A 13,205-nucleotide genomic window follows, 5' to 3' on the forward strand; every position below is an offset into this window, starting at 1 on the left:
GTCGCGGGCCCTCGCCGAGCGCCGCGCCGGCGCCGTCGCCGGTGCCGTCGGGTCGACGATGCCGGTGTACGCGGCCGCGGCCGGCGGCGGGATCGTCGTCGACGTCGACGGGAACCAGCTGATCGACCTCGGGTCCGGAATCGCCGTGACCACGGTCGGGGTCAGCGCCCCGCGCGTCGTCGCCGCCGTCGCCGAGCAGGCCGAGGCGTTCACCCACACCTGTTTCGCCGTCACCCCGTACGAAGGCTATGTCGCCGTCGCCGAGGCGCTGAACCGGCTCACCCCCGGCGGTCACGACAAGCGCACAGCGCTGTTCAACTCCGGCGCCGAGGCCGTCGAGAACGCCGTCAAGATCGCCCGGTTCGCCACCGGGCGGCCCGGCATCGCCGTGTTCGACCACGCCTTCCACGGCCGGACGAACCTGACCATGGCGATGACCGCGAAGGACATGCCCTACCGGCACGGCTTCGGCCCGTTCGCCGGCCACATCCGCCGGGCGCCGCTGTCCTACCCTTTTCGCGACGGGCCGGGCCTCGACGGCCCGGCGGCCGCCGCGCGGGCCATCGACGCGATCGAGCGGGCCGGCGGTGTGTCGGACCTCGCCGCGCTGGTGATCGAGCCGATCCAGGGTGAGGGCGGCTTCGTCGTGCCCGCCCCCGGCTTCCTCGCGGCGCTCGCGCGGTGGTGCCGCGCCCAGGGCGTGCTGTTCATCGCCGACGAGATCCAGACCGGCTTCGCCCGCACCGGCGACCTGTTCGCCTGCGAGCACGAGGGCGTCGTCCCCGACCTGATCGTCGCCGCCAAGGGCATCGCCGGCGGCCTGCCGCTGTCCGCGGTCACCGGCCGCGCCGAGCTGATGGACGCCCCCCAGGTCGGCGGCCTCGGCGGCACCTACGGCGGCAACCCACTGGCCTGCGCCGCCGCCCTCGCCGTCCTCGAGACGATCGAGGCCGACGGCCTGCTCGCCCGCGCCCGCGCGATCGGCGACCTGACGACCGCCCGGCTGCGGCACCTTCAGCGCGCCGACCCGCGCGTCGGCGACGTGCGCGGGCGCGGCGCGATGATCGCCGTCGAACTCGTGCGGCCGGGCACCACGATCCCGGACGCCGCCCTCACCCGCGCCGTCGCCGCCGAGGCCCACCGCCATGGTGTGATCGTCCTGACCTGCGGAACCGACGGCAACGTGCTGCGCCTGCTGCCCCCGCTGGCGATCAGCGAGGCCCTGCTCGTCGAGGCCCTCGATGTCCTCGCCGGCTGCCTGGCGCAGGCGGACGCTGCCTGAGCGCCGCTCACCGTCGGTGACCCGTGCTCGGCAGGGCCACGACCTCGCCGGGGTGGGAAGCCGGCGAGGGGCGGACGGCGTCGGCGCGGAGCCGCGGTGTGGCGCTACCGTTTGCGGGCGATGGCGCCGTACATGTGGACGTGGGCGTCGTCGGTGGCGGACGCGGCGGCGTCGGGATGCCAGTGGTGGGCCAGCACCACCCCGGGGTCGATCAGGTCGAGACCGTCGAAGAGGGCCTCTACCTGGGCCTTCGTCCGGGCAACCAGGGGAATGCCGCTGGCGTTGTAGGCGGCGACGCCGACGCGGACCTCCTCGGGCGCGCTGTCGGCCGTGCACGTCGACAGGGCCAGGATGCTGCCGGGCGCCAGTGGGCGCATGAGGCGGGTGATGATGTCGCGCACGACGTCGTCGTCGCCGATGAAGTGGACGACGGCGATCAGGCTCACCGCCACCGGCCGGCTCAGGTCGAGGGTGTCGCGCAGCTGCTCCGAGGCGAGCACCGCGTCCGGGTCGGTCAGGTCGGCGTCGAGGTAGGCGGTGCGCCCGGCCGGGGTGCTCGTGAGCAGCGCGCGGGCGTGCACGAGAACGATCGGATCGTTGTCGACGTAGAGGATCCGCGACTCGGGCGCGACCCGCTGGACGACCTCGTGCAGGTTCGGCGGGGTCGGCAGGCCGGTGCCGATGTCGAGGAACTGGCGGAGGCCGTACTCGGCCGCGAGGACCTGCGCCAGGCGCGCCATGAACTGACGGTTGGCGCGCATCGACGTCGGCAGGTTCGGCCAGTGACGGACGATCTCGGCGGCGGCCGCGCGGTCGACCGGGAAGTTCTCCTTGCCGCCGAGGATGTGGTCATAGACCCGCGCCGAGTGCGGCACGTCGGTGCGCAGATCGAGCCCCGGCGAGGGATCAGGGCCGGTCGAACCAGGCTGGTGTCCGGCACGGGCGAGTTCGCTCACGATGGTCCTCCGTCGACGGCTGCGCGAGGGTCATAACTACCACGCACCCGGACCATCTCATGACCCTTCGTGGCATCTCGATCGGGCCCAGGAACTCGCCGGAGCCCACTCGTCCCAGACCCCCGTGCTGGCCGTCGTCCGGTGCGGTCGGTGTTCGCGACCGAGGACTGGCAGGCGGTGTGGGCGGCCGACCCCGAATGGGGCCATACGTGACGATAAAACGTCGTTTCCTACCTTACAGATCGGCGAAGCCTCGTCGCCATCGCCAAGCCGCACGCCAAAAGTCCGACTGCCCGCCCAGTCCATTGCGCATTCAACTGTATGGGACCCCGGTGAGACCTTGAACTCCAGAGTCTGGCCCTGTTTTATTCCCCCAGCTTCGGCACCATCGACCAGTATTCAGAAAGACCAGATGGCACCTTCATCCAGCCAGACCATAACGCTAACCGCGAGGAGTCCCGGCGGTGGCGGTTTTTGGCGGGCCCGGTGGGCGGTGCTATTCCACCGGTCGGATGTTCGGTCCGGTGGGAGTGCACCGCGGTGCACGGCATGACCCTGCCCTGTGGCAACCATAACCGCGAGGGCATCGATCCGACCCGCCGCATCGAAGACGCCATCTTGACAGGACTCCCACCACCCCCAAGAATCGAACCTGTGTTCGACGAAAATCTGGATGGTGTTCCCCTCCCTGACCTTGAGGAGAAGGTATGCGGATGGGCCGGGCGTCTTTCCGCCACGACCTGCCGCTGGCTTGGCCTCCTTGCCGCTTTCGACCGGCGGGGCGGCTGGACGGTCAGCGGTCTCACGAGCTGCGCGCACTGGCTTTCCTGGCGATGCGGCATCGGACTGCGGGCCTGCTACGAATATGTGCGTGTCGCCCGCGCTCTCACCGCGCTTCCCCACATCACCGGCGCGTTCTCCCACGGAGAGATCTCCTACTCCAAAGTCCGTGTCCTCACCACCGTCGCGACACCCGACACCGACGCGGCCTGGCTCCACGAAGCCCGACACCACTGCGCCCGAACACTCACCCGCCGCGCCCGCCTACACCGCCACCTCCACCACGACCAGACAACCACCCACCCCGACAGCACCGACAGCACCCGGGATGATCCGGTGCCGGTGCGGTGCACCAGCCGGTGGAACGACGACGGCACCTTCTCGCTGACTCTGCGCCTGGACCCGCTACGCGGTGCCACCGTCGCCCGAGCCCTCGAACTCGCGGAAACGACCCTCACCCAGACCGCCACCCCACCAGGCATCACCCCACCAGGCATCACCCCACCAGGCATCACTCCACCAGGCATCGAGGACACCGGCCCGGCGCGGGAGACCACCCCCGGCGATGAACGGCCCGCGGCCGAGAAGAAAGCCGACGCGTTCGCCGCGATCGCCACATCCTTCCTGACCCACGGCGCACCACGACTCGCCGACCCCACCCCCTACTCCCTCACCGTCCTCATCGACCTCGACACCCTCCTCGGGAAAACAGCCCGCATTCTCAACGCGGGCACGACATCACTCGCTCGCAGCGTCTGCGAACTCGCCGGCGGACCGATCCTCCCACCCGGCGTCGCACGACGCCTCGCCTGCGACAGCGCCATACGCACACTCATCAACGACCCGAACGGCAACCCACTCGCACTCGGCCGAAACCGAAGAAACCCCACCAGCAAGGTCCGTAAAGCGGTCTACGCACGCGACCGCGGAACCTGTCAATACCCCGGATGCCACCACACTCGATGGCTCCACATCCACCACATAAAAGAATGGGAAGCCGACCACGGAAAAACAGAACCGAAAAACCTCACCCTCCTCTGCTCCCACCACCATAAACATCTCCACGACAACCACCTCACCGTCACACGAAACACCCGCGGACAACTCACCGTCCATCACCCCGACAGCGCCACACATCACCCGGCACCCACCACAAACACGCGAACCAACCCGGATGACCGACAGGCCAACCACCACAACACATAGCTAATTCACGCCGTTCCTCACTTTCGACGCCGAGAACCGTCGGGTGATCTGCTCGACGGACGCGATCGAGAGCGTCAACGCCCGCATCCGCCGTGCCGTCCGCGCCCGCGGCTCGGTCCCGACCCGCTGGATGTCAGCACTCGGTGCCGGCGCTGCCCCGCTGGTCGGTGCGGACCTCGGACCAGTCGAGGCCGTCGAGGTTGACGACGATGGCCTCCTGGGTGGTGCGGGCGATGACGACGATGGCCTCGACGGCGGGGTCGGGGTTCTCCTCGCGGTGCGGGACGTAGGGCGGGACGAAGATGTAGTCGCCCGGCGCGGTCTCGATGCGGGTCTCGACAGGTTCGTCGCCCTCGACGTCGAGGAACACGAACGCCGGGTTGCCGGCGACGATGTAGATGGCCGTCTCCGAGGCGCCGTGGTGGTGGTTGCCCGACGCCGTCGACGCCGGGACGTGGGTCTGGCCCATCCACAGGTTGCGGGCGCCGACGGTCTTGCCGCTGATCGCCTCGCGGCGGCGCATGCCGGCGGTCTGCGTGGTGTCCTCGACCAGGCCGGCGGGCGCGACGCGGTGCAGGCTGGTGTGGAACGGGTCGATGTCGGGCGGGAGCAGGACGCCGCTGGCGGTGCGGACGAACTCCCCGTCCGCGCTGCCGGCGGGGACGTGGATCGCGGGCATGAGCTCAGGCTCCCTTGGCGAGTTCGAGGTCGCGCGCGGCCGGCGCCGGCACGGCGAGCAGGTGGCGCAGGGCGCCCGCGACCCGCTGGGTGACCAGGTCGGCCAGCCCGTGGCGGGACCAGACGGCCAGCGGCAGCGGCCGGGGGCTCGGCAGGTCCTCGCGCGCAACGAGACCTTCCGGAGTCTGGCTCAGCGTGGCCATCAGCGCCACCCCCAACCCGGCACCCACGGCGGCCTGGACGCCGGCGAGCTGGATCGCCTCCGCGCCGATGACGGCGGGGATGCCGTGCGCGGACAGCGTGTCCAGCGCGCGGGTGCGCAGCGCGCAGGGCTGGTCGAAGGCGACCACGGGCAGCGGGCGGGTGGCCGCGGGGCGCCGCCAGGCGGGGGAGGCGTACCAGACCAGCTCCAGCTCGCCGACCGGGGTGGCCCGCGGGTCGTCGGTCGGGCCGAGGAGCAGAGCGAGGTCGACGCCGCCGGCGTCGAGGCGTTCGCGCAGCCGGGTGCCCCGGTCGATGCGGAAGCGGATGTCGTGGCCGGCGAGGGTGAGTTCCAGCGCGGCGGACAGGTGGGGGAGCAGCTGGGCGGCGGCGTGCTCCGTCGAGCCGATGACGACGGTGCGCTCGGCGGCGGCGCCGAAGTCGCGCAGGGTCTCGTCGTGGATGGCGAGGATGCGCCGGGCCTGGAGGAGGAGCTTCTCTCCGTCGGCGGTGAGGCGCGAACCGCGGCCGAGACGTTCCACCAGGGGCCGGCCGGTCGCGGCCTCCAGGCGGCGCACGTGCTGGCTGACGGCGGCCTGACTCAGGTGCAGGGAGGTGGCGGCCCGCTGGAAACCACCGCAGTCCGCGACGGCCACGAGGCTGCGCAGGGGCGCGATGTCCAGTGCCCGTCCCATGTTCACCAGACTACTGGAGAAGCAATCGCGAATCGTGATGATTCGCCATCACGAAGCGTCGTTGGACATCGGCCCCACAACACCGCATGCTCAGGCCCATGACCCAGCTGACCGGCGTGATGCTCACGTGTTGTCGCTGGCTCGACCTTGCCCGCGGCCAGGCAGCTCTCTGTCGCTGACCCCGCCGGGGTACCGCTCCTGCACGGAGCGCCGCTCCTGACTTGTCCCGCGCCGCGCCCGTAGCACTACGTGACGGCCGCCGCGCGGTCGCCCGTCGCCAGGTGTTCCGCGCGGTGCGCCTCGTCCGCTCGACGCCGACCGGCTCCCGCCCCGTCGCATCTTCCACGACTCGCTTCGCGCCGCTGCGCCCCGCCCCGCGCCCGATCCGCCTGCCCCCATGCCCTCCCTGCCCGTCCGGAGCCCTCCGGTCGGGTGCCGTGCCGTGCCGTGCCGTGCCGTGCCGTGCCGTGCCGTGCCGCGTGCCGGCCACCGCCTGGCCAGGCCCCTCGCTGTGGCCAGCTCCCTCGTTCCCGTCCGGAAGGCTCCACCATGACTCGTCGCACGCTGAAACTCGGCGCCGTACTGCTCGGGGTCGGCGGTCCCGGCCAGCACGCCACCTGGCTCAACCCCGAGATCCCCCCCGACGCGAGCGTCGACGTCCGCTGGTACATCGCCCGGGCGCAGGAGGCCGAGGCCGCGCTGTTCGACCATGTCTTCATCGTCGACAGCCAGTTCATCACCGCCGACTCCCCGAACCACTACCTGAGCCGGCTCGAACCGCTGACCCTGCTGTCCGCGATCGCCGTGCACACCAGCCACATCGGCCTGGTCGGCACGATCACCACCTCCTACAACGAGCCGTTCAACGTCGCCCGCCGCCTCGCCTCCCTCGACCACATCAGCGGCGGGCGCGCCGGCTGGAACGTCGTGACCAGCGGCGACGCCGGCACCGCCGGCAACTACAGCCGCGAGTCCCACTTCGACTACGCGACCCGCTACGGCCGCGCGCTCGAACACGTCCGCGTCGCGCAGGGACTGTGGGACTCCTACGAGGCCGACGCCTTCCCGCGCGACCGCGGGCGCGGGGAGTTCTTCGACCGCTCACGCCAGCACACCCTGGACCACCGCGGCGAGTACTTCTCCGTCGTCGGCCCGCTGAACCTGGAGCGCAGCCCGCAGGGCCAGCCCGTCATCTTCCAGGCCGGCGACTCCGAGGAGGGCCGTGACCTGGGCGCGAGCATCGCCGAGGCGATCTTCACCCATGCCCAGAACCTCGAGCAGGCCAAGGCGTTTCGCACCGAGCTGCGCGCGCGGGCGGCGGCGAAGGGCCGAGACCCGGAGCACCTGCTCATCGTTCCCGGCATCTTCCCGATCATCGCGGACACCGACGAGCAAGCCAGGGCGAAGGAGGCCGCCGGCCGCGGCGAGCGCAGCTTCGAGCGCGCCCTCGCCGAGCTCGGCCGGCCCTTCGGCTGGCACGACTTCTCGCAGTACGACCTCGACGCGCCGTTCCCCGAGGTCGGCGACGCCGGTGAGCTGAGCTTCCGCACCCAGGCCGAGGCGATCAAGACCTCGGCCCGGGAGAACAACCTCACGCTGCGCCAGGTCGTGCAGGCCCAGCTTGACGTCTTTCGTTCGCCGTTCGTCGGCTCGCCGCGGACCGTCGCCGACGCGATCCAGCACTGGTTCGAACAGGGCGGCTTCGACGGCATCAACATCATGGTGAACGCGCCGAGCGAGTTCGCCCGCTTCACCGAGGGCGTGCTGCCGATCCTGCGCGAGCGGGGCGTGGTGCGCTCGGAGTACGAGTCGACGACGCTGCGCGGCAACCTCGGCCTGCCGATCCCCGAGAACCGCCACACCGCCGCCCGCCACACCGCCGACCGCCACCAGCCGGCGCAGGCCCCCGCGGACGCCACCGCGGACGCCACCACGGTCGCCACCGAGCGGGCGCCCGTGGCCCTCGTTTCCTGAGCCATGACCAGCCAGCACGACCCAAGCCCCATGCCAAGCCAAACCAGAGAAAGTCAGTGACGATGACCTCCGAGCGAACCCAGCGGTCCGCCCGTATCGCGACTCTGCCCCGCCCGAGACGCACTGGCGTCCTCGCCAGCCTGCTGCTCCTCGCGACCCTGCTCCTCGCGGCCTGCGCCGGTAGTGGCACCACGGCGTCCGGCGGCGCAACGCCGGCGAACCTCAAGTGGGCGTCGTCGTACTTCCCGACGCACTGGGATCCGGTGGTCTCCGGCTCCGGCGCCCAGTTCCGCGAGCTCGCGCTGGTCTATGCGTCTCTGACGAGGACGGACGCCAAGGGCAACGTCGCCCCGGACCTGGCCCAGAGCTGGACCTACAACGGCGCCGGCGACGAGGTGACGTTCCACCTGCGCCCGAAGCTGACGTTCAGCGACGGCACGCCGGTCAACGCCGCGGCGGTCAAGGCCGCCATCGAGCGGGCGAAGACGCAGAAGGACTCCGCGCTGTTCGGTGACCTCACCTCCATCAGGTCCGTCACCACCAGCGGCGAGCTCGACGTGGTCGTGCACCTGAGCCAGGTCGACCACCAGATCCCGCTGCTGCTCGGCGAGCGTGTCCTGCAGATCGCGAGCCCGAAGGCCGCCGCCGACCCGGCGGCGCTGGATCAGAAGCCGGTCGGCGCCGGCCCGTTCGTCATCACCCAGCTCATCCCGAGCACGAAGGCCGTGCTGACGAAGAACCCGAACTACTGGGACGCCGCGAACATCCACATCGACAAGGTCGAGCTCACCTCGGCGCCGGACCCGACCACGATCGTCTCCGGCGTGCAGACCGGCGTCTACAACTTCGCCGACATCGCCCCGAGCCAGGCCAAGGCCGCGAAGGCCGCGGGCCTCGACGTGTTCGTCCAGCCGGGCTTCAACGCCGCCAACATCAGCCTGAACGTCAACAAGGCGCCGTTCGACAACCCGAAGGTCGTCGACGCCGTGCGCTACGCCGTCGACCGCAGGGAGTTCGTCGACAAGGTGACCTTCGGCTACGGCCGGGCCACCAACCAGCCGTTCCCGCCGGACTACGTCGCCTACGACCCGCAGTCGGCGAAGCTCTTCCCGTACGACCCGGCGAAGTCGAAGGCGCTGCTCGCCGAGGCGGGCTTCAAGCCCGGCCAGATCAAGCTGGACCTGGTCATCCCCCGCGACGACCCGGCGGCGGAGATCGTGCAGTCCCAGCTCGGCGCCGTCGGTATCACCGTCAACATCAAGATCGACAAGACCTGGGCGACGACGTTCTTCGCCAAGGACCTCACCCTGTCGCTCTACGGCACGACCGGGCGTGACTCCGCCGCGCAGACCCTCACCGCGCACTTCGGCCCCAACGGCCCGCTCAACCTCAGCTCCCCGTACGAGCCCGCCGGGTTCGAGGCGGCCATCGCCAAGGTCCGCCAGACCCCCCTGGACGCGCCGAACTACGCCCAGGTGCTGCGCGAGGCGACCCGCGCCGGCCTGGCGAGCAAGGCCCTCGTCTTCACCTACGAGCAGCCGAACCTGCTGGTCAAGAACACCTCGATCTCCGCGCTGCCGGCCATCCCCGGACACCTCGACTGGACCGGCGTGACCATCGGCGGCAACGGATGAGCACTCTCGACCCGGCGCTCGCCATCGACACCGACGGGGCGGCGCCCGCGTCGCCCCGCGGGTCGCTGGCGGGCGCGCGGGCGCGCCGTGCCGGTGGGCGCGCCCTGGCGACCCTCGCCCGTTCCGTGGCCATCTTCGTGCCGGTGTTCCTGGTGGCCACGTTCGTGACCTTCGCGCTGCGGGCGCTGAGTGGACTGAGCCCCGCGCACCTCCAGCTCGGCGAGAGCGCCACGCCGGAGGCGGTGCACCGGGTCGAGGCGAGCTGGGGGCTGGACCGACCGTTCCTCACCCAGTACTGGAGCTGGTTCACCGGCGTCCTGCACGGCCAGCTCGGCCGTAGCTGGACCAGCGGCGCGAACATCAGCGACCTGCTGTCCAACGGCCTGGCCGTCAGCCTGTCGGTGTCGATCCTCGCGCTGGTCATCGGAGCGCTCGCCGGCTTCGGCCTCGGCACCCTCGCCGCGGTGCGCCGCGGCAGCCTGATCGACCGGGCGATCACCGGGTTCACCACGGTGATCTCGGTGATGCCACCGTTTGTCGTCGGCATCGTGCTCGTCACGGTGTTCGCCGTCGGGCTCGGCTGGTTCCCCGCCGCCGGCTACGTGCCCGCCAGCGTGGGTCTCGGGCCGTGGTTCGCGCACATCCTGCTGCCCGCGCTGGCGCTGAGCCTGGAGATGGTCGCCGACGTCGCGCGCCAACTGCGCGGCGGCCTGATCGCCGCCTACCGGGAGAACTACGTCCTCGGCGCGATCGTGCGCGGCATCGGCCCGCGGCGGATCTTCCTGCGGCACGTGCTGCGCAACGGCGCGGGGCCGGCGCTGGCGATCCTCGGCCTGCGCTTCCCGGTCATCATCGGCAACTCGGTCGTCACCGAATGGATCTTCGGGTTGCAGGGCTTCGGGCGTTTCGCCAACGACGCCGCGCAGTCCGGGGACGTGCCGGGGGTGCAGGGCGTGCTGGTCGTGTCGATCGTCCTGGTCGTCGCGTTCAACCTGATCGTCAACGTCGCGCTCGCCCGGGTCACCCCGGCCGCGCGCCGGGGGGTCTGACATGGTCCGTCGCGTCCTCGCGCTGCCCGTGGGCCGCATCGCGCTCGGGATCCTGGCGTTCATCGCGCTGCTGGCGGCCGTCGGGCCGCTGCTCGCCCCCGGCGACCCGCTCGGCACCAGCCCGCACACCCTCGCCGGGCCGACCTGGTCGCACTGGCTGGGCACCGACAACCTCGGCCGGGACGTGTTCAGCCGGCTGCTCGCCGGGTCCCGCACCTCCGTCGTCGGCGCCCTCGAGGTCGCGGGCGTCGCGCTCGTCGCCGGGGCGATCCCCGGGATCCTCTCGGTGTATCTCGGCAGCGTGTTCGAATGGTTCACGCTGCGCCTGACCGACACGCTGATCGCGCTGCCGTTCCTGGTGTTCGCCGTCGCCGTGACCGCGCTGCTCGGCAACGGGATCACCCAGGCGATGCTCACCGTCGGCGTGCTGGTCTCACCGTTCTTCTACCGGGTGTCGCGGGCGGCGACGCTCACCGTCGCCCGCTCGCAGTACGTCGAGGCGGCGCTGATCTGCGGCGCGTCGGTCGGTGCGATCGTGCGCCGCCACGTCTGGGGCAAGGTGCTGCCGCCGATCGCGGTCGCCCTCGCCCAGACCATCGGCGTCGGCTTCGTGATCGTCTCCAGCCTGACCTTCCTCGGCATCGGCGTGCAGCCACCGGCGCCGACCTGGGGCGGGCTGCTCGCCTCCGACCTGGGCTACCTCGCCTACCAGCCGTGGGCGCCGGTCGCCCCGGCGGCACTGATCATGGCGACGGTGTGGGCCAGCAACCTGCTCGCCGATGCCATCCGCGACGTCTCCGGCGAGGCCGGACGATCACTGCTCAACGGCCGACGGGTCGCCCGCGCCCGGCGCGCCGGCGAGGCCGTCGCCACCCGATCCGGAGGTGCGCTCCGATGACCCCGAACCGACTCACCGGCGGCCTCGCCGTGGCCGCCCCCGGCACCGAGCGCCCGGCCGGCACCGAGCGCCCGCCGGCGCCCCGTCGGCCCGTGACCACCCCGGTCGAGCCCACCGAGGCGTCGGCGCAGGCCGTGCGGGACGTGCTGGCCGTGCGGGACGTGCGGATCCGGGATGCGGCGAGCGACCGGGAGATCGTGCACGGCGTGTCGTTCACGCTGGCGCCCGGCCAGGCCGTCGGGATCGTGGGGGAGTCCGGCAGCGGCAAGACGCTGACCTGCCGCGCGGTCCTTGGCATCCTGCCCGAACATTTCGCCGTCACCGCCGGGTCGATCGAGATCACCGGACGCGACATCGCCGGGCTCACCCCGGCCCAGTGGACCGAGCTGCGTGGATCGACGATCAGCGCGGTCTTCCAGGACCCCGCGTCCTACCTCAACCCGTCGCTGTCCGTGGGCTCGCAGATCGCCGAGGTCCTGCGGGTCAAGGCCGGCCTGCGCCGCCGCGCGGCGCGCCGCCGGGCCGTCGAGCTGCTCGCCGCCGTGCGGCTGCGCGAACCCGAGCTGGTCTACGACCAGTACACCTACGAACTCTCCGGCGGGATGCTGCAGCGGATCCTGATCGCCGCGGCGATCGCCGCGGACCCGCAGGTGCTCATCGCTGACGAGGCGACCACCGCCCTCGACGTCACCGTCCAGGCCGAGGTCCTCGACCTGCTCGCCGACCTGCGTGAACGCACCGGTCTCGCGCTCGTCGTCGTCTCCCACGACCTGGCCGTCGTCGCTCAGGTCTGCGACGAGGTGCTCGTGCTGCGCGACGGCGAGGTCGTCGAGTCCGGCCCCACCGAGCGGGTCCTGCACGAACCGTCCCACCCGTACACCCGGATGCTCGTCCGCGAGCACGAGCAGTACGGCCTCGAGCGATTCCTCGACGCTGGGAAGGACGACGCTGGGAAGGACGACGCTGGGAAGGACGACGGTGGGAAGGACGATGTCCGCTGAGGCAGGGCCTGTTGAGGCAGGGCCGGCTGAGGCCCGGCCAGCACGGCCGCGGCCGATTCTCGAGGTCGACGGGCTGGAGGTGTTCTACGGGTCCGGGCGCCGGCGGCGGCGGGTTCTGCGTGACGTGTCGCTGTCGGTGTCGCGCGGCGAGGTGCTCGGCGTCATCGGGGAGACCGGCTCGGGCAAGTCGACGTTCGCCCGCGCCGTCCTCGGCCTGGTGCGCGCCGGCGGCGGGCGGATCGTCCTCGACGGCGAGGACGTCACCCGGCTCCGCGCGCGCCGCTGGCGGGACCTGCGTCGGCGCGGCGTCGTGCAGTACGTCTTCCAGGATCCGCTGCGCAGCCTCGACCCGGACGTGACGGTCGGTGATTCGCTGATCGAACCGCTGCTGGTCCGCGGCAGGGTGTCCCGCGCCGGGGCCCTCGACGCCGCCCGCGAGCATCTCCGGCGCGTCAACCTCGACCCGGACCTGCTGACCCGGCTGCCCGGGGAGCTCTCCGGCGGCCAGCGCCAGCGGGTCGCCGTCGCCCGCGCCCTGATCACCGAACCGGCGCTGATCATCCTCGACGAACCGGTCAGCGCCCTGGACTCCGCCAACCGGGTCGGCGTGCTGGAGATCCTCAAGGGCCTGCGCGACGCCGGTGTCGCACTGGTCTTCATCTCCCACGACCTCGGCTCCGTCGCCGGCGTCGCCGACCGCATCGCGGTGCTCTACCAGGGCGAGATCGTCGAGGTCGACGCCGCCCGCACGGTCGTGGCCAGCCCCCGTCATCCCTACACCCGCCTGCTCGTCGGCTCCGCGCCGACGCTGCGGCCCGGCACCGCCGCGGGCGGGCGCGCCGGGCGGGCCG

Annotated in this window: 11 protein-coding genes and 1 pseudogene; 9 read left to right on the top strand and 3 right to left on the bottom strand. The window is 71.8% G+C overall.

The window, feature by feature from the left end; all coding sequences use genetic code 11:
- Positions 1-1,282, top strand: a 1,282-nt coding sequence (gene gabT / locus MXD58_RS08875) for a 4-aminobutyrate--2-oxoglutarate transaminase (protein WP_250609188.1), incomplete at its 5' end; no start/stop codon positions are given.
- Positions 1,283-1,386: 104 nt separating this feature from the next.
- Here the strand turns inward: gabT and MXD58_RS08880 are convergent.
- Positions 1,387-2,238: an SAM-dependent methyltransferase gene (locus MXD58_RS08880; protein ID WP_248837104.1), complete on the bottom strand. Its 852-nt coding sequence runs from the start codon at positions 2,236-2,238 to the stop codon at positions 1,387-1,389.
- 654 nt (positions 2,239-2,892) lie between these two features.
- On the opposite strand from MXD58_RS08880, the gene MXD58_RS08885 reads away from it, so the two are divergent.
- Entirely contained in the window at positions 2,893-4,224 is a 1,332-nt protein-coding gene (locus MXD58_RS08885) for an HNH endonuclease (RefSeq protein WP_250609189.1), read from the top strand.
- Positions 4,225-4,234: 10 nt separating this feature from the next.
- Positions 4,235-4,348, top strand: a pseudogene (locus MXD58_RS08890) (transposase); the annotation flags it as partial.
- A 9-nt stretch (positions 4,349-4,357) separates the two neighbouring features.
- Here the strand turns inward: MXD58_RS08890 and MXD58_RS08895 are convergent.
- Positions 4,358-4,903: a cupin domain-containing protein gene (locus tag MXD58_RS08895; RefSeq protein ID WP_248837102.1), complete on the bottom strand. Its 546-nt coding sequence runs from the start codon at positions 4,901-4,903 to the stop codon at positions 4,358-4,360.
- Between the two features lie 4 nt (positions 4,904-4,907).
- Complete coding sequence (locus tag MXD58_RS08900) at positions 4,908-5,798, bottom strand: LysR substrate-binding domain-containing protein (protein WP_248837101.1); 891 nt, start codon at positions 5,796-5,798, stop codon at positions 4,908-4,910.
- A gap of 549 nt (positions 5,799-6,347) precedes the next feature.
- Here MXD58_RS08900 and MXD58_RS08905 point away from each other — a divergent pair.
- The 6 genes from MXD58_RS08905 to MXD58_RS08930 form a co-directional block, all read left to right on the top strand.
- A complete protein-coding gene (locus MXD58_RS08905) occupies positions 6,348-7,772 on the top strand; it encodes an LLM class flavin-dependent oxidoreductase (protein ID WP_248837100.1) in 1,425 nt (474 codons plus the stop codon).
- Between the two features lie 62 nt (positions 7,773-7,834).
- Positions 7,835-9,406: an ABC transporter substrate-binding protein gene (locus tag MXD58_RS08910; RefSeq protein ID WP_248837099.1), complete on the top strand. Its 1,572-nt coding sequence runs from the start codon at positions 7,835-7,837 to the stop codon at positions 9,404-9,406.
- Positions 9,403-10,455 (top strand): ABC transporter permease, encoded by a 1,053-nt coding sequence (locus tag MXD58_RS08915; protein WP_248837098.1) that lies wholly within the window; start codon positions 9,403-9,405, stop codon positions 10,453-10,455. Before MXD58_RS08910 ends, MXD58_RS08915 begins: the two co-directional genes overlap by 4 nt.
- Before the next feature lies 1 nt (position 10,456).
- Positions 10,457-11,353 carry an ABC transporter permease gene (locus MXD58_RS08920; RefSeq protein WP_248837097.1) on the top strand — a complete coding sequence of 299 codons (897 nt, stop codon included), beginning with the start codon at positions 10,457-10,459 and terminating at the stop codon, positions 11,351-11,353.
- The gene (locus tag MXD58_RS08925; RefSeq protein ID WP_250609190.1) at positions 11,350-12,354 is read left to right on the top strand and encodes an ABC transporter ATP-binding protein; all 1,005 of its coding nucleotides are present in this window, start codon (positions 11,350-11,352) and stop codon (positions 12,352-12,354) included. The genes MXD58_RS08920 and MXD58_RS08925 overlap by 4 nt, the downstream gene beginning before the upstream one ends.
- Positions 12,344-13,205: ABC transporter ATP-binding protein (locus tag MXD58_RS08930; RefSeq protein ID WP_250609191.1), on the top strand; the 862-nt coding region annotated here is incomplete at its 3' end. The genes MXD58_RS08925 and MXD58_RS08930, both read left to right, overlap by 11 nt.

Origin of the sequence: Frankia sp. AgKG'84/4 (assembly GCF_023242965.2) — a bacterium.
Classification (GTDB): domain Bacteria; phylum Actinomycetota; class Actinomycetes; order Frankiales; family Frankiaceae; genus Frankia.